We start from the raw sequence: 20,444 nt of genomic DNA on the forward strand, positions 1-20,444 counted from the left end.
CTGAATGAATGCCTCAGCGTCGCCCGCTTACGCCGGCAACCGCACCGCAGCCTCCCGCAACGCCTCGGCAAACGCCATCGCCGCCGGTTTTTGCTGCGTGCCCCGGCGGTAGGCCAGGTACAGGTCCAGGTGCACCACGGGCTCGCGCAGCATGGCGACGCCCAGGCCCTGGCGCAGGCATTCTTCCAGCGCAAACGAGGGCACGATGGCGCTGCCACGGCCTGCGCGCACCATGCCGATGAGGGTGCCGATGAGGTTCATGCGGGGGCGCTCCTGATGGGCCAGACCCAGGCGGGAGAGCTGTTTTTCGATGACCACCTGGATAGGGTTGTCCGAAGGCAGGCTGACCAGGGGCACGTCTTTGAGGCGGCTCCAGGGCTGGCTGTCTGACAGCTGGCCGCTGGTGTGCGCCGCATCGGGCGGGCTGATGCGCATGAGGCGGAACTTGCACAAGGGCTGGCGCGACAACCCCACGGCAGGTTTGACGAAGAAGCCAAAGCCGATGTCGGCCTCGCCGTCGAGCACGCGCTGGCGCACGGTGCCCACCTCCACATCGCTGAGCTGCACCTGCACGCCGGGGTGGCTGCGTGCAAAGCCGCGAATCACCTCGGGCAGCAGGCTGGCCGAGATCATGGGCGTGGCCGCCACCAGCAGGCGTGAGCGCACAGCGGCCTCGTTGCCGTCCAGCACGGCGCCCAGGGCGCGCAGCTCGCCCACCACACGCTCGGCCACCGGCTGCAGGCGGCGCCCGGCGTCGGTCAGCGTGATCGACCGCGTAGTGCGGTCAAACAGGCGGGCGCCCACCTGGTCCTCCAGCTCCTTGACGAGCATGCTCATGCCCGAGGGGGACAGGTGCACCTGCTCGGCCGCCTTGGCAAAGCTCTGCAGGCGCGTCACCTCCAGAAAAGCGTGGAGCTGGCGGGTGCTGACATTCATCAGCTTTGATGAAGAATTCATCAGAATTTTCCGTTTGATCAATGTCAATAGTGTCGTTGTAATTGACCCGTAACGCCCTTCCAACGACTAGAGAGACAAGCCCCATGCCCCAGCTGCCCACCCTGCGTGCCAACGCGCACCCGCCCTCCCCCCAACGCCGCAGCCTGGTGCTGGGCGCGCTGGCAGCCACGGCTGCAGTCGCCACGCCCAGGGCCTGGGCGCAGACGGGGGCCGATGCACCGGTGCGGCTGGTGGTGCCGTTCACGCCCGGCACGGGCATTGACCTGATTGCGCGGCAAATTGCGCAGCCGCTGTCTGACCGGCTCAAGCGCCCGTTTTTTGTGGAGAACAAGGCGGGGGCGTCCGGCATCATCGGCACGCAAGAGGTGGTGCGCGCTGCGCCCGACGGCACCACGCTGCTGGTCAGCGTGAACACACTGGTGATGAACATGGCGCTGTACCCCAAGCAGGGCTTTAACCCGCTGACGGACCTGGTGCCTGTGAGCCAGACGAGCTGGGGGCAGCTGCTGCTGGTGGCGTCGGCCGGGTCCAGGATCGAATCGCTCAAGGACCTGATGGACCGCGCCCGGGCCAAGCCTGGCTCGCTCAACTACGGCTCGCCGGGTGCGGGCACGCCGCACCACCTGGCAATGGAGCTGCTGAAGAACCGGGCCAAGATTTCGCTCACCCACATCAGCTACCGGGGCACCGCCCCGGCCGTGACGGACCTGCTGGGCGGGCAGATCGACGCGATGTTCTTGCCCATCCACGTGGCCTTGCAGCATGTGAAGGCGGGCAAGCTGAAGGCGCTGGCCATCAGCTCGGACACGCCCCACCCGCTGCTGCCTGAGGTGCCGTCGCTCGGCACGCTGAAGCTGGGCGACCTGAACGTGGACATGTGGTACGGCGTGTTTGCCCCCGCAGGCACACCCCGCGCCATGGTGGACCGGCTGAACACCGAGCTGCGCGACGTGCTGGCATCACCCGCCGTGGCCAAGTCGTTCGAGACCCAAGGCATGACGCCCGCCCACAGCTCGCCCGACGCCTTCCAGAAGCTGGTGGCGGCTGACGCCAAGCGCTGGGCCGACCTGATCAAGGCCCAGGGCATCACCGCCGAGTAACCACGACCACCCGCACCCAGCGGTGACCAGTAGCGCGCCGCACTGCACAACACCGCATCGCGGCTAGTACTGACCCGGACCGACCCGTACCGAACAACACCAACAACATGAACCAGCAAGCAACCGTGGCGCCGCAGCAAGACGCCGAAGTGATCATCGTGGGCGGCGGCCCCGTCGGCATGGGCCTGGCCATAGAGCTGGGCCAGCGCGGCATCAGCGTGATCGTGGTGGAGCGCTATGTGCAGCCCCAGCCCATCCCCAAGGGGCAGAACCTCACGCAGCGCACCATGGAGCACTTTCACTTCTGGGGTGCCGAAAAGCAGCTGCGCGCGGCGCGCACTATTCCGGTGGAATACGGCATTGGCGGCCTGACCGCACACGGCACGCTGTTGGGGCCCTACAGCTACGACTGGCTGCAGCGCGACCTGGTCAAGCCTTATTACTTCACGGCCAACGAGCGTCTCCCGCAGTACGCCACCGAGGCCGTGCTGCGCCAGCGTGTGGCGCAGCTGCCATCGGTGCAGACCCTCTACGGCTGGGAGACCAGTACCGTGGCGCAGGATGACGCGGGTGTGTCCGTCACCATCCAGCAACGTGGCGACGGCAAGGCCCAGCGCGTGCTGCGCGGCGCCTATGTGGTGGGGTCGGACGGCGCGCGGTCGGTGGTGCGCGAGCAGGCGGGCATCACCCACACCCGCACCGACCACGACCGCATGATGGTGCTGCTGGTGTTCAAGTCACAAGGCCTGCACCAGCTGCTGGAGCGCTACCCCGGCAAGTCTTACTACAACGTGCTGCAGCCCGAACTGAAGGGCTACTGGAAGTTTCTGGGCCGGGTGGACCTGGGCAGCACCTGGTTCTTTCATGCACCAGTGCCGCCAGGCACCACCAAAGACAACTTTGACTTTGCGGCCTACCTGCACGAGGCGGTGGGCGCGGAGTTTGAGGTGGAGTTTGAGCACATCGGCTTTTGGGACCTGCGCTTCATGCTGGCCGACAGCTACCGCAAGGGCCGAGTCTTCATCGCGGGCGATGCCGCGCACAGCCACCCACCCTACGGCGGCTACGGCGTGAACTCGGGCCTGGAAGACGCGCGCAACCTGGGCTGGAAGCTGGCGGCAATGCTGCAGGGCTGGGGCGGCGAGCGGCTGCTGGACTCGTACGACGCCGAGCGGCGCCCGGTGTTTGCGTCCACCATCAACGACTTCATTGCGCGGTCCATAGAGACCGACAAGGAATTCTTGGACGCCTATGACCCAGCGCGCGACCGTGCCGCGTTTGAAGCCGCGTGGCAAGCGCGCGCCCAAGGCGCCGTGGGCGAGGTGCATGCGTTTGAGCCGCACTACGAGGGCTCGGCCATCGTGTGGGGCAGCGAGGGCCGCACTACCAGCGCCAAGGGCTCGCACCAGTTCACGGCGCGGCCGGGCCACCACCTGGCACCCGCCACGCTGTCCAGCGGGCGCAACGTGTTTGAGGAGCTGGGCGCAGGCTTTTCGCTGCTGGTGGTGGGTGGCGATGGCGCGCATGCATCATCAGTGCAGGCCTTTCGCGAGGCGGCTGCGGGCCTGGGCCTGCCGCTGCGGCTGGTGGACTGCGGCGACGGAGGCGCAGGCACCGAGCCCGCACGCTATGGCGCACCGCTGGTGCTGGTGCGGCCTGACCAGTTTGTGGCCTGGACGGCGCAGGCAGGCGGCCCGGCAGTGACTGCGGAGCAGGCTCGCGAAGTGCTGGCGCGGGTGGCGGGGTAGGCCGTGGCGCACGGCGGAAGCGAATCGTGCGGAGGCGCGGAGCAACGCCGCGCAAGGGCGCGCGGAGGGGCGCAAAAGTGGCGCAGGTCATGCGGCTACCGACGCGCTTGCCTGAATGAACAGAGGTAGGCCAGAAGGTAACAACCCGTTGTAGCGGGGTTGCCAAGGTGCGCGGAGTGGCAACAATGGCGGGGCATCACCCCTCGCCTTTTGCGCCCATCCCACCAAGGACTACCCCGTGGCTGCTGCCAAAAAATCCCCCGCCGCTGCCATGGGCCGTTCGCCCAACACCGCCGCCCCCGACGCGGCCACCACCGGGCCCGCCGCATCGGCACTGATCGACCAGCGCATTGCCGACCTGGGCGACTGGCGTGGGCAGGTGCTGACGCAGGTGCGCCAGCTGATCCACGAGGCCGCGCCCGGTGTGGTGGAGGAGTGGAAGTGGCGCGGCACGCCGGTGTGGTCGCTGGGCGGGATCTTGTGCACAGGCGAGAGCTACAAAGCAGCGGTAAAGCTCACCTTTCTGAAAGGCGCCGCCCTGCCCGACCCGGCGCGCCTGTTCAATGCCAGCCTGGAGGGCAATGCACGCCGTGCCATTGATATCCACGAGGGCGACACGCTGCCTGCCGATGCGTTCCGCGCGCTAATCCGCGCGGCGGTAGAGCTCAATGCGCTGGGCGGCAGCAAGGCCCGCAAGGGCCGGGCACCGGGGCACACAGGGTCGGCCGCATAGGCCCCAGCATTCAGACCACCAGAAGGATCACCCCATCATGCTGTCGCACGTGTTTGTGGGCATTTCAGACTTTGAGCGCGCGCTGGCGTTTTACCGGCCTGTGCTGAGCACGCTGGGTGTGAAGGAGCGGTTTTGCGAGCCCAGCCGGCCCTGGGCAGGTTGGGAATCCAACCCCGGCCCCCGCCCGCTGTTTGTGATTGCCCGCCCCTTCAATGGCGAGGTGCCGCAACCCGGCAACGGCACCATGGTGGCCTTTGCGGCCGCCACGCGCGACCAGGTGGATGCTGCGCACGCCCTGGCGCTGAGCCTGGGCGCCGTGTGCGAGGGCCGCCCGGGCCTGCGGCCCGAGTACCACGCCCATTACTACGGCGCGTATTTTCGGGACCCTGATGGCAACAAGCTGTGCGTGGCGTGCCACGCGGCGCTGCTGTAAGAACCTGTTCTAAGGCCCCCCTCAATCAGTCAGCGGCTGGTAGCGCCACTGCACATTCATCACCATCACCTCGCCCTGCGCCAGCGTGCGCAGGCCGGGCTGGCCCGGCTGGTGAAAGGCGTCGATGGGCTGGGTGATGGGCTCAAAGCAGAACGCCGGGCCCTGCGGCGGGCGGTACACCAGGCAGTAGTGCTGGGCCGTGCCGCCGTCCTTTTCAAAATCGGGCATGTGGGCCGTCAGGCGCAGGCCGCGCTCGGGCCAGTCAATCTGCGCCGTGCCGCCCCAGCCGGTGTAGGCGTTGTCGATCAGGCCGCCGTTAGCGGGCGCGCCGCTGTTCAGTTCCCAGCCAGATGGAAACTGCTGCGTGTGCTCCGTGGGCAAGGGGTCGTCGCCACACAGCCACACGCCTTGCACCGGAGCCGTGATGCGCGTGTCTGGCGTGCGCGGAAACCAGGGGTGCAGGCCCAGGCCGTAGGGCAGCGGCTGCGCGCCCAGGTGCCGCACCTGCACCGACTGGTCCAGGCCACCATCCACCAGGCGGAAGGTCTGCACGCATTCGTACTCGTAGGGGTTGCCGTCAAAGCGCTCGGAGCGCAGCTGCATCTGCAGCGTGTCGGGCGCGGGCTGGCTCAGCTGCCAGGGCTGCAGCCACCCATCGCCGTGGATGGGGTACGGCTCGCCCACACGGTTGGGGCGCATGGGGTGGAACTGCCCCGCATGTTCAAACCCGCCGCCGCTGATGCGGTTGGACCAAGGCACCATGGCAAACGACGCAAGCTGGTACAGGTCGGGCGTGACGCCATCCCACGGGCGCCACAGGTCGATGCGCGCGCCCGCCGCTAGCGGGTCGTCAATCTGCCAGGCCGCCACACTGCCGCCGAGCGTGGGCACCAGGCCCAGGTGCTGCCCCGCGTGGTGCAGCCAGACGATGGGGTGGGATGAAGAGGCCTCGGTCATGGGCGGTGTGCTTTCTGCGGGATGGAGAAAAGAAAGGTGGAGCGACGGGCTCCGCCGCTGCGCGTGGGGCCAGCGTCAGCCGCCAAACAAGTGTGCGGGCACGCCAGGAGTAGTGACGTCCACTGCAAACAGCGCGCCCGCCAGCGGTTCAACCGCGAGCTGTTCGGGCGTGAGGCCCGTGCGTGCCGAGGTGATGTACAGCGTGCGCAGGTCCGCACCGCCAAAGGCGCAGTTGGTGACCTGACTCACGGGCAGCGGGATGCGGGCCAACTCGTCGGCCGTGTCGGCGTCATGGCAGGTGATGCAGCCGCCGCCCCAGTGCGCAATCCACAGGCGGCCCTGCGCATCGGTGGTCATGCCGTCGGGCACGCCGTCGGCAGCGGGCCAGCGCTTCCACAGGGTTTTGTCGCTCACGGTGCCGGTGGCCGGGTCGCAGCGGTAGCGGTAGGTGGTGCCCTGCACCGTGTCGTTGAAAAACATGGCCGGGCCCTGCGCGGTGGTAGCCCAGGTGGGGCCGTTGGTGACGGCAAAACCATCGTCGTGCCGCACGCAGTCGCCGCTGGCGGTGTAGGTGTAGAGCGCGCCCGTGGGAGCCTCGCACGCAAAGTCCATGCTGCCACCCCAAAAGCGGCCCTGGGCGTCACACTTGCCGTCGTTGAATCGGTTGCCTGTGCGCTCTGGCTCGGGCTGGTGCAGGTAGCGCGGGGCGATGTCAGCAGCGGGGTCGAACAGTGCAAAGCACCGGCGCAGGGTGACGATGAAGCCGGGGGCGTCGGCGCGCTCGGCAATGGCAGAGATCTCTTCGTCAAACGTCCAGCGCTGGTGGGCGCTGGTGGCCGGGTCCCAGCGGTGCAGCTCGCGCTGCAGGATGTCCACCCAGTACACAGCCTGCTCGCGCACCGACCACATCACGCCCTCGCCCAGTGCGTTGCCCAGTGCGACCACGCAGCGCACGGCGCCGGCGGTTGTTGGCGCAGAGGCGGACGCGCCGCTGGACGGTGGGATGGGGGTATCCGGCGAAGGGCGCACGTTGGTTGTCTCCGGTCGTTTTTTTGCATCGGCCTGCCGCCAGGCACTTGACGAGCGGCATCTTATCAACGCCAATTGATGCTTGAAATGAATTTTTTTGCCATTTATTGATTGCAATATTGATATGACACAGCTTTTTACCCCCTCCTCTTCCTCGACCGACGCCACCGGCGCCCCCCAGGGCCTGGCGAAATTCCCCAGCCTGCAAGGCCGCGCCGTGTTTGTGACCGGCGGCGGCAGCGGCATTGGCGCAGCCATCGTGGCGGCGTTTGCCGAGCAAGGCGCCCGCGTGGCGTTTGTGGACGTGGCGCGCAACGCGAGCGAAGCCCTGGCCCAGCACATTGCCGACGCAGGCCTGCCCCGCCCCTGGTGGCGTGTGTGCGATGTGCGAGATGTGAACGCCCTGCAAGCCTGTGTGGCCGAAGCGGCATCCGAGCTGGGCAGCGACTTTGCAGTGCTGGTGAACAACGTGGCCAGCGATGACCGGCACACGCTGGAGTCCGTGACGCCGGAGTACTACGACGAGCGCATGGCCATCAACGAGCGCCCCGCCTTCTTCGCCATCCAGGCCGTGGTGCCCGGCATGCGCAGGCTGGGCGCGGGCTCGGTCATCAACCTGGGCTCCACGGGCTGGCAGGGCAAGGGCACGGGCTACCCCTGCTATGCCATTGCCAAGTCGTCAGTGAACGGCCTCACGCGCGGGCTGGCGAAGACGCTGGGGCAAGACCGGATTCGCATCAACACGGTGTCGCCGGGCTGGGTGATGACGGAGCGGCAGATCAAGCTGTGGCTGGACGCCGAGGGGGAGAAGGAGCTGGCGCGCAACCAGTGTTTGCCGGACAAGCTGCGGCCGCATGACATTGCACGGATGGTGTTGTTTTTGGCGTCGGATGATGCGGCGATGTGTACGGCGCAGGAGTTCAAGGTGGATGCGGGGTGGGTTTGAGGTTTTGAGGTCTTTTTGGGCTATAGCGCTCATGCATCAAGCGCTGGCAGCTATTGTTTTTGTAGTTTCTGGTGATCTACGGGCGTTCGAGCTGAGCCTGACTGAGCCGGCGCGCGCTGGTTTGAGAGGCATGCTTGGTTTGAGGGCGGAGGCCGGGAGTCGCCCGGCGTGCGAGTAACTTTCTTTCGCGTCGCCGAAAGAAAGTCACCAAAGAAAGGGCGACCCTACTGTCGGCGACCCCTTCGCTGCGCTACGGGGCAACCTGGGGTGCTCGGTCACGGGGTGCACCGCAGAACTCGCTGCGCGCCTGCGGCGCTCCGCTCAAACAGCTGCGGTGAGTCAGTTCACGAAGCGCGTGTGTCCTTCGGCACACGCGCCACCCCGCGCCCTGCGCGCCCCAGGCGCATCCAGAAGGGAACCCGAGGGACATCCACACGGGCCATTGCTTCGCTGCGCTGCGCTCGGCACCGTCTCGCGGGCGCAAGCGCCACGCGCTGCGCAAACTGGGCCGAGCGCAGCGATGGCCCGAATGGATGTTGGCTGTTTGGATGTTCGGCTGTCCCACCCCTGCTGGCTGCGCCTGCGGCGGGGCGGTTGTGGGGTGAGCATGGGCGTCGCAGCGCCCATGCCTCGTGAACTGACTCGCCGTGGATGCCCGAGCGGCGCGCGCAGCGCAAAGCGAGTTCCACGGCGCACCCCGCAACCGACACGCCGCAGGTTTGCCCCTTCGCACAGCGAAGGGGTCGCAGACTGGGGGTCGCCTTTCTTTTGGGTACTTTTCTTTGGCGAAGCAAAGAAAAGTACCTCGCCCGCCGGGGCGACTCCCGGCCTCCGCCCTCAGCAAAGGCATGCGGCACATTCAGCACACGAAAACAAACACTACAAAATCAATAGCAACCAGCACATATCCCACTAGCGCATCCAGCCAATAACACCCAAAACCATCAATCCCCCACCTCCAACCGCCGCCCATACTGCACCAGACTCGTCTGCTTCAACGCCTTCATCATCACCTTCGCCGCCGGCGACAACAGCCGGTCCGACCGCGTGATGATTCCGAACGCGTCCATATGGCACGGCATCGCCAGCGGCAACACCGTCACGATCCCATGCGCCGCGTAATAGCGCGCCACATCCTCCGCCACCACCGCAATCATGTCGCTCTGCTGCAGCATGCGCGTGATGAACAACAGGGCCGATGTCTCCACCGTGTGCAGCGGCGGCGCCAGCCCGTCCTGCTGGAACATCAGGTCAAACCGGTGCCGCAACACGCTGCCCGCCGGCGGCACGATCCAGCTGGCCGAGACCACATCGCGCAGCGTCAACCCGCTCATGCTCGACAGCGGGTGGCCCGGGCGCGTCATGGCGCAGACCAGCTCCTCCGTCAGCGACTCATAGCGCAGGTTCTCCTTGTCGTGCTCCTCATACAGGCGGCCCACCACGATGTCGAGCTTGCCCTGCTCCAGCCGCTCCAACAGCACCGGGCTGGTTTCAATGTCGAGCGAGATGCGCAGGCTGGGATGCTCCTGTTTGACCAGCGCCACGGCGGCGGGCAGGAGGCTCAGGCCGGGTGAGGTGATGGCGCCGATGCCCACTTGGCCATAGTGCCCGCGCTTGAGCGCACCGATCTCGTCGTGCGCCTGGTTCAGGTTGGCCAGGGCCATGCGCGCGTGGCGGATCATCGTTTCGCCGTACCAGGTGGGGCGCATGCCACGCGGCAGGCGGTCAAACAGCGACACCTCCAGCACGTCCTCCAGGTCCTTGAGCAGCTTGGAGGCAGCGGGCTGGGTCATGCTGAGCACCTGGGCGGCGCGGTGGATGTTGCCCTCTTCGGCCAGGGCCACCAGCAGCAGCAGTTGGCGCGTCTTGAGGCGGGCGCGGATGAACCAGTGGTTGTAGGTGCTCATGGATGTGCGACAGCTGCAGGGAGAAGGAGGGGTTTTCCAGAATGCAAAGAACGATATGTATTTTGTCTAAAAAACGATTGGATTGATATCAAAACCTTCCATAGACTTCGCCGCAACTGCAACAATGGCCCCTCTCCATGAAGCTCGGCGACCTCCAGCTCAGCCCCCGGCACCTGATCAATGGCCGGTGGGAAATCGGCACCACCACCGGCATCAGCATCAACCCGTCGGACACTCGCGAGGTGGTTGCCGAATACGCCCGCGCTGACCGCAACCAGACCGAGCTGGCCGTGCGCGCTGCGGCCGACGCCCTGCCCACCTGGAGCCAGAGCACGCCCCAACGCCGCGCCGACGTGCTGGACATGATCGGCAGCGAGCTGCTGGCGCGCAAGGACGAGCTGGGCGCGCTGCTGGCCCGTGAAGAAGGCAAGACCCTGCCCGAGGGCGTGGCCGAGGTGGCGCGCAGCGGGCAGATCTTCAAGTTTTTTGCGGGCGAGGCGCTACGCATTCAGGGCGAGCTGCTGGCCTCCGTGCGCCAGGGCGTGCAGGTGGACGTGACCCGCGAGCCCGTGGGCGTGGTGGGCATCATCGCGCCGTGGAACTTCCCGTTTGCCATCCCGGCCTGGAAGATCGCTCCGGCACTGGCCTACGGCAACACCGTGGTGTTCAAGCCCGCCGAACTGGTGCCCGCCTGTGGCTGGGCGCTGGCCGAGATCATCAGCCGCAGCGGCCTGCCCGCCGGTGCGTTCAACCTCATCATGGGCAGCGGCCGCGAGGTGGGCCAGACGCTGGTGGACCACCCGCTGGTCAATGCGCTGAGCTTTACCGGATCGGTGGCCACCGGCGATCGCATCTTGCGCGCGGCCTCAGCACGGCGCGCCAAGGTGCAGTTGGAGATGGGCGGCAAGAACCCGCTCATCGTGCTGGCCGACGCCGACCTGGACCAGGCGGTGGACTGCGCGCTGCAGGGCTCGTATTTCTCCACCGGCCAGCGCTGCACCGCATCGAGCCGCCTCATCGTCGAGGCCGAGGTGCACGACGCCTTTGTGGCGCGCCTGCGCAACCGGCTGGCCAGCCTGAAGGTGGGCCACGCGCTGGAGCGCGGCACCGAGATGGGCCCGGTGGTGGATGACAACCAGCTGGCACAGAACCTGGGCTACATCGACATCGCGCGCAATGAGGGAGCGGAGCATGTCTGGGGTGGCGAGCGCCTGGAGCGCCCCACCCCAGGCCATTACATGAGCCCCACCCTCTTCCTGGCCCGCCCTGAGCACCGCGTGGCGCGCGAGGAAATCTTTGGCCCCGTGGCCTGTGTGCTGCGCGCTGATGACTATGAGCACGCGCTGGCCTTGGCCAACGACACGCCTTTTGGCCTGTGCGCGGGCATCTGCACCACGTCGCTCAAGCGCGCCATGCACTTCAAGCGCCACGCCGCCGTGGGCATGACCATGGTGAACCTGCCCACGGCGGGTGTGGACTTCCATGTGCCGTTTGGTGGCCGCAAGGAGTCGAGCTACGGCGCCCGCGAACAGGGGCGCTACGCGGCCGAGTTCTACACCACGGTCAAGACGGGCTACATGCTGGCCTAAGAAGGTGGGAAGGAACCCAACATGCCCGCTCATGTCGCCAGAACACTCCCGCTCGTCGTTGCAAATGCTCGCCATAGCCCGAGCTATGACTGCGCTTTGCGCCTAGAGCGGAAGCGTTTTGGCAACCTGCTCTGGCACGTTGGATTCCTTCCCACCTTCTGAACCATCCTTTATCGCATCGCTGCTTTTCCATCCCGCAACCGTCGTCAACCAACCATTACAGACAGGAGACAAGATGATGAAAATGAACCGCCGCACCGTTGCTGCCGCCTTGGCCAGCGTGCCCGTGGCCGCCCTGCTGCCCGGCGCCGCCTGGGCGCAAAAGCCCCTGGTGCTGGGCTTCAGCCAGGTGGGGGCCGAGAGTGAATGGCGCACCGCCAATACCGAGTCCATCAAGTCCGCCGCCAAAGAGGCTGGCATCGAGTTGAAGTTCTCGGACGCACAGCAAAAGCAGGAAAACCAGATCAAGGCCATCCGCTCGTTCATCGCGCAGAAGGTGGACGTGATTGCGTTCTCGCCCGTGGTCGAGTCGGGCTGGGAGCCCGTGCTGCGCGAGGCCAAGGCCGCCAAGATCCCCGTGGTGCTGACCGACCGCGCAGTGAACACCAAGGACACCTCGCTGTACGTAACCTTCATGGGCTCAGACTTTGTGGAAGAAGGCCGCAAGGCAGGCCGCTGGCTGGTGGAGAAGATGAAGGACCAGAAGGGCGACTTCAACATCGTCGAGCTGCAAGGCACCGTGGGCTCGGCCCCTGCCATCGACCGCAAGAAAGGCTTTGAAGAAGTCATCAAGGCCGACCCCAAGTTCAAGATCATCCGCAGCCAGACCGGCGACTTCACCCGTGCCAAGGGCAAGGAAGTGATGGAAGCCTTTCTGAAGGCCGAGGGCAAGAAGATCAACGTGCTTTACGCACACAACGATGACATGGCGATTGGCGCCATCCAGGCCATCGAAGAGGCCGGCATGAAGCCCGCCAAGGACATCGTGATCATCTCCATCGATGCGGTGAAGGGCGCCTTCGAAGCCATGATCGCCGGCAAGCTCAATGTGAGTGTGGAGTGCAGCCCCCTGCTGGGCCCGCAACTCATGGCCGCAGTCAAAGACATCAAGGCTGGCAAAGCGGTGCCCAAGCGCATCGTGACCGAGGAAGGCATCTTCCCGATGGAAGTGGCGGCCAAGGAAATGCCGAACCGGAAGTATTAACCCCCTGAGGCGCTGCGCGCCTTCCCCCTTTCTCTCGCATCGCTGCGCGATGCGGGAAGGGGGACGCCACCGGCGCGGCGGGGTGGCCCTTGCGCGGTGGCACTCGTATTGGCCAGCGACAGTTTCGTAGAGCGTTGGCGAAACCAAGCGTCTATCAAAAAAACAAATTCACACCAGGAGACAGACTCAAATGAAGCGTGCAATTTTCAAGGCCGTGCTGGCCACCGTGGCGCTCGCAGCCATCGGCGCCACGTCCGTGGCATCGGCCCAGGACAAGGGCACCATCGGCATCTCGATGCCCACCAAGTCCTCGGCGCGCTGGATTGCCGATGGCGACAACATGGTCAAGGTGCTCAAGGACCGGGGCTACAAGACCGACCTGCAGTACGCCGAAGACGACATCCCTAACCAGCTCGCGCAGATCGAGAACATGATCACCAAGGGCGCCAAGGTGCTGGTGATTGCGTCGATCGACGGCACCACGCTGTCCAAGGCGCTGCAAAACGCGGCCGACAAGGGCGTGAAGGTCATTGCGTACGACCGCCTCATCAAGGGATCGAAGAACGTGGACTACTACGCCACGTTCGATAACTTCCAGGTGGGCGTGCTGCAGGCCACCTCCATCGTGGACAAGCTGGGCTTGAAGCAAGGCAAGGGCCCGTTCAACATCGAACTGTTTGGTGGCTCGCCGGACGACAACAACGCCTTCTTCTTCTATGACGGCGCCATGAGCGTGCTGCAACCGTACATCGACAGCGGCAAGCTGGTGGTGCGCAGCAAGCAGACCGGCATGAACAAGGTGGGCACGCTGCGCTGGGACGGCTCGGTGGCCCAGGCGCGCATGGACAACCTGCTGTCGGCCTACTACGGCAAGGACAAGGTGCATGCCGTGCTCTCGCCATATGACGGTATCTCCATCGGCATTCTGTCCTCCCTGAAGGGCGTGGGCTACTGCACTGCCCAGCAGCCCTGCCCCGTGGTCAGCGGCCAGGACGCTGAGGTGCCCTCCATCAAGTCCATCCTCAAGGGCGAGCAATCTTCCACCGTGTTCAAGGACACCCGCGAGCTGGCCAAGGTAGCCGCCAACATGGTGGACGCCGTGCTGACAGGCAAGCAGCCTGAAATCAACGACACCAAGACCTACAACAACGGCGTGAAGGTGGTGCCCTCGTACCTGCTCAAGCCGGTGGCGGTGGACTCCTCCAACTGGAACGCGGTGCTGGTAGGCAGTGGGTACTACAAGGAATCGCAAATCAAGTAAGCACGAGCGGCTTCTGCATCTAAAGCCGCCGCCTGCGATTGCCATTGGGGCAGCGCAGGCGGCCTGCAACCGGGATGGGGCCAGCGGCCCCGCCAACAGACTGAGAGACCATGCTTCTTGAAATGCGGAACATCCGCAAAACCTTCCCCGGCGTGGTGGCGCTGAACCAGGTCAACCTGCAGGTGCAGGCCGGGGAGATCCATGCCATCGTCGGCGAAAACGGGGCGGGCAAATCGACGCTGATGAAGGTGCTGTCGGGTGTGTATCCCCATGGCAGCTACAGCGGCCAGATCCTGTTCGACGGGCAAGAGCGCGAGTTTGCAGGCATCCGCGACAGCGAGCACCTGGGCATCATCATCATTCACCAGGAGCTGGCGCTGGTGCCGCTGCTGTCGATTGCAGAAAACATCTTTCTCGGCAACGAAACCGCACGGCACGGCGTCATTGACTGGATGGCCGCCCACAGCCGCGCCCAGGCGCTGCTGCACAAGGTGGGCCTGCGCGAATCGCCCGACACACCCGTGGGCCAGTTGGGTGTGGGCAAGCAGCAACTGGTGGAGATTGCCAAGGCGCTGTCGCGCAAGGTGCGCCTGCTGATCCTGGACGAGCCCACCGCCAGCCTCAACGAGAACGACAGCCAGGCCCTGCTGGACCTGCTGCTGGAACTGAAAGCCCAGGGCATCACCTGCATCCTGATCTCGCACAAACTCAACGAAATCTCGCGCGTGGCCGACGCCATCACCGTGCTGCGCGACGGCAGCACCGTGCAGATGCTGGACTGCCGCGAAGGCCCGGTGAGCGAAGACCGCGTGATCCAGGCCATGGTGGGCCGCGAGATGAGCGACCGCTACCCCCAGCGCCAGCCGCAAGTGGGCGACATTGTTTTTGAGGTGCGCAACTGGCGCGCCCACCACCCGCAGCGCAGCGACCGCGAGCACCTCAAAGGCATCGACCTGAACGTGCGGCGCGGCGAGATCGTGGGCATTGCGGGCCTGATGGGCGCAGGCCGCACCGAGCTGGCCATGAGCATCTTTGGTTGCTCGTGGGGCCAGCGCATCAGCGGCGAGGTGCGGCTGCGCGGCCAGCCCATCGACGTGAGCACGGTCGAGAAAGCTGTGCGCCACGGCCTGGCCTATGTGACCGAAGACCGCAAAGGCAATGGCCTGGTGCTGAACGAAGACATCCAGTTCAACACCTCGCTGGCCAACCTGCCGGGCGTGTCGTTCGCCAGCGTGATCGACAGCGGCCAGGAACACCGCGTGGCGCAGGACTACCGCGAGAAGCTGCGCATCCGCTGCTCGGGCGTGGACCAGAAGACGCTGAACCTGTCGGGCGGCAACCAGCAAAAAGTGGTGCTGAGCAAATGGCTGTTCACCAGCCCCGAGGTGCTCATCCTCGACGAGCCCACGCGCGGCATCGACGTGGGCGCCAAGTACGAGATCTACACCCTCATCGCCCAGCTGGCGGCCGAGGGCAAGTGCGTGATCGTGATCTCCTCCGAAATGCCCGAGCTGCTGGGCATCACGGACCGCATCTATGTGATGAACGAAGGCCGCTTTGTGGCCGAGATGCCAACTTCAGATGCCTCGCAAGAAAAGATCATGCGAGCGATTGTGAAAGCCAGTTGATATGATCCAGACCACCCATCCCCCCGCCAGCACGCTGGCCGACGGCAGCACGACAGCAGCGGCGCGGCACGACAAATCGCTGTTGCAGCACCTGCAGCACAACCTGCGCGAATACGGCATGTTGATCACGCTGGTGGCCATCATGGGCTTCTTCCAGTACATGACCGAGGGCACGCTGATGCAGCCCTTGAACCTGACCAACCTGGTGCTGCAGAACAGCTACATCGTCATCATGGCGCTGGGCATGCTGCTGGTCATCGTGGCCGGGCACATCGACCTGTCGGTGGGCTCGGTGTGTGGCTTCATCGGGGCGCTGGCTGCGGTCCTGATGGTCGAATACAACTGGCACTTTGTGCCCGCCACGCTGGTGTGCCTGCTCTGTGGCGGCCTCATCGGCGCCATTCAAGGCGGGTTTGTGGCCTTCTCGCGCATCCCCTCGTTCATCGTCACGTTGGCGGGCATGCTGGTGTTCAAGGGCCTGGCGCTAGCGCTGCTGGCGGGGCAGTCGGTGGGGCCGTTCCCCTCGGCGTTCCAGATGCTCAGCTCGGGTTTTATCCCTGACCTGTTCAGCGTGGAAGGCCTGCGCCTGACCTCGCTGCTGCTGGGCGCGGCCGTGGCAGCGGCCCTGGCCGTGGGCGGCCTGCGCCAGCGCGCCAACCGGCTGCGCCACGGCGTGCAGACAGAGCCTGCAGGTCTGTTCATCGCCCGCACCATCGTTTTTGGCGGGCTGCTGGTGTACTTCAGCTACCTGCTCGCTTCGTACAAGGGCCTGCCCAACGTACTCATCGTGATGGCGCTGCTGATCGTGCTGTTCGACTTTGTCACCAGCCGCACCACCATCGGCCGCCGCATCTACGCCATGGGCGGCAACGAGAAGGCGGCCAAGCTCTCGGGCATCAAGACCGAGCGGCTCACGCTTTATGCCTTCATCAACATGGGCGTGCTGGCCGCCCTGGCCGGGCTGGTTTTTGCGGCACGGCTCAACACCGCCACGCCCAAGGCAGGCCTGGGTTTTGAGCTGGACGTGATTGCAGCCTGCTTCATCGGCGGCGCCTCGGCATCGGGCGGCGTGGGCAAAGTGATGGGCGCAGTCATCGGCGCCTTTGTGATGGGCGTGATGAACAACGGCATGTCCATCCTGGGCATCGGCATCGACTACCAGCAGGTCATCAAGGGCGTCGTGCTGCTGGCCGCCGTGCTCGTGGACGTTTACAACAAGAACAAAGCGTGATGACCCCCATGGACCCGTCCACCGCTCACGCCCCAGCCGCAGCTCCGGTGCTGCAGCTTTCGGGCATCCACAAGCAGTTTGCGGGCATCCCCGTGCTGCGCGACGTGCAGCTCAACCTCTACCCCGGCGAGATCCATGCGCTGATGGGGCAAAACGGTGCGGGCAAGTCCACACTGATCAAGGTGCTGACAGGCGTGCTGGAGGCCAGCGACGGGCAGATGCGGCTGGGCGGGAACGCCGCAGCGCCGGGCCGCCCCAAGCAAGGCGACGCCCCCTCGGGGGGCAGCGACCCGCGCAGCGGCGGAGCGTGGGGGCAGGTCAGTGTGTGGCCCGACTCGCCCCTGGCCGCGCAGCGCCTGGGCATCAGCACGGTGTACCAGGAGGTCAACCTCTGCCCCAACCTCTCGGTGGCCGAGAACATCTTTGCGGGCCGCTACCCGCGCTGCGGCATCGCGCAGGGCTTCCGCATCGACTGGGCCACGCTGCACCAGCGCGCCCGCGATCTGGTGGCGCGCATCGGTCTGCAGATCGACGTGACGCGCCTGCTGTCGGACTACCCGGTGGCCGTACAGCAGCTGGTGGCGATTGCGCGTGCACTCAGCATCGAATCGCGCGTGCTGATTCTGGACGAACCCACCTCCAGCCTGGACGACGACGAGGTGCAAAAGCTCTTTGATGTGCTGCGCCGCTTGCGCAGCGAGGGGCTGTCCATCGTCTTTGTGACGCACTTTTTAAACCAGGTGTATGCCGTGTCGGACCGCATCACCGTGCTGCGCAATGGCAGCTGGGTGGGTGAGTGGCTGGCCAAGGACCTGAGCCCGCAGGCGTTGATTGCTGCCATGCTGGGCCGGGACCTGGCCGCTGCGTCGGAGCAACCTGCACCAGCACCCGCCGTGGACGACCGCCAGGCCACGCTGCTGCAAGCCGAGGGCCTGGGGCAGGACACGCAATTGCAGCCGCTGGACCTGCAGATCCGCGCGGGCGAGGTAGTGGGTCTGGCCGGGCTGCTGGGCTCGGGCCGCACCGAGCTGGCGCGTCTGCTGTTTGGTCTGGAGCAGCCCGACCGGGGCGCGCTGCGCATTGACGGGCAGGTGGTGAAATTCGCCAACCCCATGGACGCGATCCGCCATGGCCTGGCCCTGTGCCCCGAGGAGCGGAAGACCGATGGCATCGTGGCGGAACTGTCGGTGCGCGAGAACATTGCGCTGGCGCTGCAGGCGCGCATGGGTGTGGGCAAGTTCCTCTCGCGCGCCGAGCAGACGGCCCTGGCCGAGCGCTACGTGAAGCTGCTGGGCATCAAGACCGAGACGGTGGACAAGCCCATCGGCCTGCTCTCGGGTGGCAACCAGCAAAAGGCGATCCTCGCGCGCTGGATGGCCATCGAGCCGCGCCTGCTCATCCTGGACGAACCCACGCGCGGCATCGACGTGGCCGCAAAGCAGGAAATCATGGACCAGATCCTGCGCCTGGCCCAGGCGGGCATGGCCGTGTTGTTCATCTCTTCCGAAATGAGCGAGGTGGTGCGAGTGGCGCACCGCATCGTGGTGCTCCGCGACCGCCGCAAGGTGGGTGAGCTGCCTGCGGGCAGCAGCGAAGACGCCGTCTACGAACTCATCGCCGCAGAACATGCTTGAACGTTCCCCCTCTCCTTCCCTTTTGGCCGCGCTGCTGCGCCACCGCTTGGCGTGGCCCATCATCACGCTGCTGCTCCTGCTGGCCATCAATACGGCCTTCAACGCCAGTTTTCTGCGCATCGAATGGCGCGACGGGCACCTGTACGGCAGCCTCATCGACATACTGAACCGCGCCGCACCGCTGGTGCTGGTGTCGCTGGGCATGACGCTGGTGATCGCCACACGTGGCATCGATATCTCGGTGGGTGCGACGGTGGCCATTGCAGCGGCCGTGGCCGCGTGGCTGATCGGCGGCTCGGTGTCGGGCACCGAGAGCCGGTTTCCACTGCCTGTCGCCATTCTGGGCGCCATTGGCGTGGCGCTGCTGTGCGGGCTGTGGAATGGCGTGCTGGTTGCCAAGGTGGGCATGCAGCCCATCATTGCCACGCTGATCCTCATGGTGGCGGGCCGGGGCATTGCCCAGCTGATCACTGACGGGCAGATCATCACCATCTACTACACGCCCTACTTCTTCATGGGCGGTGGGTACCTGGCAGGGCTGCCGTTCTCTGTGTTCGTAGTGGCCGCAGTCTTCGTGGTGCTGTACCTCGCCATCACGCGTACGGCGCTGGGCCTGTTCATCCAGGCGGTGGGCATCAACCCCACGGCGGCGCGGGTGGCGGGCGTGCAGGCGGGGCGGCTTATCGTGGCGGTCTATGTGTTCTGCGGCGTGTGCGCGGGCATTGCGGGGCTGCTGATCAGCTCCAACGTGAAGAGTGCAGACGGCAACAACGCCGGGCAGCTGCTGGAGCTGGACGCCATCCTGGCCGTCACGCTGGGCGGCACCGCCCTCACCGGTGGGCGCTTCAGCCTGGTGGGCAGCGTGATTGGCGCACTCATCATCCAGACGCTGACCTACGCCATCTACTCGCTGGGCGTGCCGCCCGAGATCAACCTGGTGGTGAAGGCCGTGGTGGTGTTCATCGTGATGCTGCTGCAGTCGCCCGAGTTCCGGGCGCAAGTGGGCGCCCTGGCACGCCGCCCCGGCGCGGGAGCTTTGCAATGAGCGCCGTACCCAAGACCGCAGGCTTCGGCACCGTGAACCACCCTGTCCCACAGGCCACCGCCGCGCGCGCGCGGTTCAACCCCAAGTACCTGCCGCTGGCAGCCACCATCTCGCTGTTCGTGGCCATGGCCACGCTGGGTTCGGTGCTGTACACCGGCTTCTTCTCGGCCCAGGTTTTCCTCAACCTGCTGATCGACAACGCCTTCCTCATCATCGTGGCGGTGGGCATGACGTTCGTGATCCTGTCGGGCGGCATCGACCTTTCGGTGGGCTCGGTGGTGGCACTGACCACCATGGTGCTGGCCGCGCTGGTCGAGCACCGGGGCTGGAACCTGATGGTCGCCATCCCGCTGGTGCTGCTGATGGGCACGGCATTTGGCGCGTTCATGGGTTTCCTCATCGAGCGCTTTCGGCTGCAGCCCTTCATCGTCACGCTGGCGGGCATGTTCCTGGCGCGGGGGCTGTGCTACCTCATCAGCATCGACTCCATCAGCATCACACACGAAGGCTATTCAGAGCTGGCCCAGTGGCGACTGCCGCTGTGGGAAGGCGCATCGCTCTCGCTGGGCGCGCTCATCGCCATTGCCGTGCTGCTGGTGGCCCTTTTTGTGGCGCACTGCACGCCGTTTGGCCGCAGCGTGTATGCGGTGGGCGGCAGCGAGCACTCGGCCGTGCTCATGGGCCTGCCGGTGCGCCGCACGCTCATTGGCGTCTACACGCTGTCGGGCTTTTGCTCAGCGCTGGCGGGCGTGGTGTTCACGTTCTACATGCTGTCGGGCTATGGCCTGCATGCCGTGGGCATGGAGCTGGACGCAATTGCCGCCGTGGTGATTGGCGGAACGCTGCTCACGGGTGGCGTGGGCTATGTGGCGGGCACGCTGTTTGGCGTGCTCATGCTCGGAATCATCCAGACCCTGATTTCCTTCGACGGCACGCTCAGCTCCTGGTGGACACGCATCGTCGTCGGAGTGCTGCTGTTCGCTTTCTGTCTGCTGCAGCGGCTGCTTTCGCGCCGCTCGGGCAAGGCCCGTTGATTCTTCAT

The 20,444-nt window shown here is 65.8% G+C and carries 17 protein-coding genes and 1 pseudogene; 14 read left to right on the top strand and 4 right to left on the bottom strand.

The window, feature by feature from the left end; genetic code table 11:
* Positions 1 to 27 precede the first annotated feature (27 nt).
* Positions 28 to 957 (bottom strand): LysR family transcriptional regulator, encoded by a 930-nt coding sequence (locus tag DNK89_RS03555; RefSeq protein ID WP_238990680.1) that lies wholly within the window; start codon positions 955 to 957, stop codon positions 28 to 30.
* A gap of 83 nt (positions 958 to 1,040) precedes the next feature.
* Here DNK89_RS03555 and DNK89_RS03560 point away from each other — a divergent pair, with 83 nt between their 5' ends.
* From DNK89_RS03560 to DNK89_RS03575, 5 genes and pseudogenes are all read left to right on the top strand, one after another.
* Positions 1,041 to 2,057: a tripartite tricarboxylate transporter substrate binding protein gene (locus tag DNK89_RS03560; protein WP_110958915.1), complete on the top strand. Its 1,017-nt coding sequence runs from the start codon at positions 1,041 to 1,043 to the stop codon at positions 2,055 to 2,057.
* A 179-nt stretch (positions 2,058 to 2,236) separates the two neighbouring features.
* Positions 2,237 to 3,190, top strand: a pseudogene (locus tag DNK89_RS24990) (FAD-dependent monooxygenase); the annotation flags it as partial.
* Positions 3,179 to 3,805 (top strand): hypothetical protein, encoded by a 627-nt coding sequence (locus DNK89_RS24995; RefSeq protein ID WP_370220864.1) that lies wholly within the window; start codon positions 3,179 to 3,181, stop codon positions 3,803 to 3,805. The pseudogene DNK89_RS24990 and the gene DNK89_RS24995, both read left to right, overlap by 12 nt.
* Positions 3,806 to 4,076: 271 nt before the next feature.
* Positions 4,077 to 4,538, top strand: a complete 462-nt coding sequence (locus DNK89_RS03570) for a DUF1801 domain-containing protein (RefSeq protein ID WP_110959183.1) — start codon at positions 4,077 to 4,079, stop codon at positions 4,536 to 4,538.
* Positions 4,539 to 4,575: 37 nt separating this feature from the next.
* On the top strand, positions 4,576 to 4,971 hold the full coding sequence (locus DNK89_RS03575; protein ID WP_110958917.1) for a VOC family protein: 396 nt from the start codon (positions 4,576 to 4,578) through the stop codon (positions 4,969 to 4,971).
* Between the two features lie 21 nt (positions 4,972 to 4,992).
* Here the strand turns inward: DNK89_RS03575 and DNK89_RS03580 are convergent, their stop codons facing one another.
* Positions 4,993 to 5,928 (bottom strand): aldose 1-epimerase, encoded by a 936-nt coding sequence (locus DNK89_RS03580; protein ID WP_110958918.1) that lies wholly within the window; start codon positions 5,926 to 5,928, stop codon positions 4,993 to 4,995.
* A 75-nt stretch (positions 5,929 to 6,003) separates the two neighbouring features.
* On the bottom strand, positions 6,004 to 6,957 hold the full coding sequence (locus DNK89_RS03585; RefSeq protein ID WP_110958919.1) for an SMP-30/gluconolactonase/LRE family protein: 954 nt from the start codon (positions 6,955 to 6,957) through the stop codon (positions 6,004 to 6,006).
* A gap of 124 nt (positions 6,958 to 7,081) precedes the next feature.
* Between DNK89_RS03585 and DNK89_RS03590 the strand changes: the two genes are divergently transcribed.
* Positions 7,082 to 7,903 carry an SDR family NAD(P)-dependent oxidoreductase gene (locus DNK89_RS03590; RefSeq protein ID WP_110958920.1) on the top strand — a complete coding sequence of 274 codons (822 nt, stop codon included), beginning with the start codon at positions 7,082 to 7,084 and terminating at the stop codon, positions 7,901 to 7,903.
* A 944-nt stretch (positions 7,904 to 8,847) separates the two neighbouring features.
* Here the strand turns inward: DNK89_RS03590 and DNK89_RS03600 are convergent.
* Complete coding sequence (locus tag DNK89_RS03600) at positions 8,848 to 9,810, bottom strand: LysR substrate-binding domain-containing protein (protein ID WP_110958922.1); 963 nt, start codon at positions 9,808 to 9,810, stop codon at positions 8,848 to 8,850.
* A gap of 137 nt (positions 9,811 to 9,947) precedes the next feature.
* Here DNK89_RS03600 and DNK89_RS03605 point away from each other — a divergent pair, with 137 nt between their 5' ends.
* The 8 genes from DNK89_RS03605 to yjfF all read left to right on the top strand — a co-directional run bounded on the left by DNK89_RS03605 (position 9,948) and on the right by yjfF (position 20,436).
* Positions 9,948 to 11,399: an aldehyde dehydrogenase family protein gene (locus DNK89_RS03605; RefSeq protein WP_110958923.1), complete on the top strand. Its 1,452-nt coding sequence runs from the start codon at positions 9,948 to 9,950 to the stop codon at positions 11,397 to 11,399.
* 238 nt (positions 11,400 to 11,637) lie between these two features.
* Positions 11,638 to 12,603 (top strand): ABC transporter substrate-binding protein, encoded by a 966-nt coding sequence (locus tag DNK89_RS03610; RefSeq protein WP_110959184.1) that lies wholly within the window; start codon positions 11,638 to 11,640, stop codon positions 12,601 to 12,603.
* 190 nt (positions 12,604 to 12,793) lie between these two features.
* Positions 12,794 to 13,864, top strand: coding sequence for a multiple monosaccharide ABC transporter substrate-binding protein (gene chvE, locus DNK89_RS03615; protein WP_015013817.1), 1,071 nt, complete (start codon positions 12,794 to 12,796; stop codon positions 13,862 to 13,864).
* 110 nt (positions 13,865 to 13,974) lie between these two features.
* Complete coding sequence (mmsA, locus tag DNK89_RS03620; protein WP_110958924.1) at positions 13,975 to 15,492, top strand: multiple monosaccharide ABC transporter ATP-binding protein; 1,518 nt, start codon at positions 13,975 to 13,977, stop codon at positions 15,490 to 15,492.
* A 1-nt stretch (position 15,493) separates the two neighbouring features.
* On the top strand, positions 15,494 to 16,723 hold the full coding sequence (mmsB, locus tag DNK89_RS03625; protein ID WP_110958925.1) for a multiple monosaccharide ABC transporter permease: 1,230 nt from the start codon (positions 15,494 to 15,496) through the stop codon (positions 16,721 to 16,723).
* Complete coding sequence (locus DNK89_RS03630) at positions 16,723 to 18,357, top strand: sugar ABC transporter ATP-binding protein (protein WP_203422181.1); 1,635 nt, start codon at positions 16,723 to 16,725, stop codon at positions 18,355 to 18,357. Before mmsB ends, DNK89_RS03630 begins: the two co-directional genes overlap by 1 nt.
* Complete coding sequence (locus DNK89_RS03635; protein ID WP_110958926.1) at positions 18,350 to 19,402, top strand: ABC transporter permease; 1,053 nt, start codon at positions 18,350 to 18,352, stop codon at positions 19,400 to 19,402. Before DNK89_RS03630 ends, DNK89_RS03635 begins: the two co-directional genes overlap by 8 nt.
* Positions 19,399 to 20,436, top strand: a complete 1,038-nt coding sequence (gene yjfF, locus DNK89_RS03640) for a galactofuranose ABC transporter, permease protein YjfF (RefSeq protein ID WP_110958927.1) — start codon at positions 19,399 to 19,401, stop codon at positions 20,434 to 20,436. The genes DNK89_RS03635 and yjfF overlap by 4 nt, the downstream gene beginning before the upstream one ends.
* Positions 20,437 to 20,444: the final 8 nt, after the last annotated feature.

The organism is Acidovorax sp. ST3, from assembly GCF_003231145.1.
Taxonomy (GTDB): Bacteria; Pseudomonadota; Gammaproteobacteria; order Burkholderiales; family Burkholderiaceae_C; genus Acidovorax.

Excerpts from the sequence above, each read along its gene's own strand:
- DNK89_RS24995 (WP_370220864.1), top strand. The coding sequence starts at position 3,179 with ATGCTGCAGGGCTGGGGCGGCGAGCGGCTGCTGGACTCGTACGACGCC.
- DNK89_RS03570 (WP_110959183.1), top strand. The coding sequence starts at position 4,077 with ATGGGCCGTTCGCCCAACACCGCCGCCCCCGACGCGGCCACCACCGGG.
- DNK89_RS03560 (WP_110958915.1), top strand. The coding sequence starts at position 1,041 with ATGCCCCAGCTGCCCACCCTGCGTGCCAACGCGCACCCGCCCTCCCCC.
- mmsA (WP_110958924.1), top strand. The coding sequence starts at position 13,975 with ATGCTTCTTGAAATGCGGAACATCCGCAAAACCTTCCCCGGCGTGGTG.
- DNK89_RS03575 (WP_110958917.1), top strand. The coding sequence starts at position 4,576 with ATGCTGTCGCACGTGTTTGTGGGCATTTCAGACTTTGAGCGCGCGCTG.
- DNK89_RS03610 (WP_110959184.1), top strand. The coding sequence starts at position 11,638 with ATGAAAATGAACCGCCGCACCGTTGCTGCCGCCTTGGCCAGCGTGCCC.
- DNK89_RS03605 (WP_110958923.1), top strand. The coding sequence starts at position 9,948 with ATGAAGCTCGGCGACCTCCAGCTCAGCCCCCGGCACCTGATCAATGGC.
- DNK89_RS03590 (WP_110958920.1), top strand. The coding sequence starts at position 7,082 with ATGACACAGCTTTTTACCCCCTCCTCTTCCTCGACCGACGCCACCGGC.
- DNK89_RS03630 (WP_203422181.1), top strand. The coding sequence starts at position 16,723 with ATGACCCCCATGGACCCGTCCACCGCTCACGCCCCAGCCGCAGCTCCG.
- chvE (WP_015013817.1), top strand. The coding sequence starts at position 12,794 with ATGAAGCGTGCAATTTTCAAGGCCGTGCTGGCCACCGTGGCGCTCGCA.
- DNK89_RS03600 (WP_110958922.1), bottom strand. The coding sequence starts at position 9,810 with ATGAGCACCTACAACCACTGGTTCATCCGCGCCCGCCTCAAGACGCGC.
- yjfF (WP_110958927.1), top strand. The coding sequence starts at position 19,399 with ATGAGCGCCGTACCCAAGACCGCAGGCTTCGGCACCGTGAACCACCCT.
- DNK89_RS03555 (WP_238990680.1), bottom strand. The coding sequence starts at position 957 with ATGAATTCTTCATCAAAGCTGATGAATGTCAGCACCCGCCAGCTCCAC.
- DNK89_RS03635 (WP_110958926.1), top strand. The coding sequence starts at position 18,350 with ATGCTTGAACGTTCCCCCTCTCCTTCCCTTTTGGCCGCGCTGCTGCGC.
- mmsB (WP_110958925.1), top strand. The coding sequence starts at position 15,494 with ATGATCCAGACCACCCATCCCCCCGCCAGCACGCTGGCCGACGGCAGC.
- DNK89_RS03580 (WP_110958918.1), bottom strand. The coding sequence starts at position 5,928 with ATGACCGAGGCCTCTTCATCCCACCCCATCGTCTGGCTGCACCACGCG.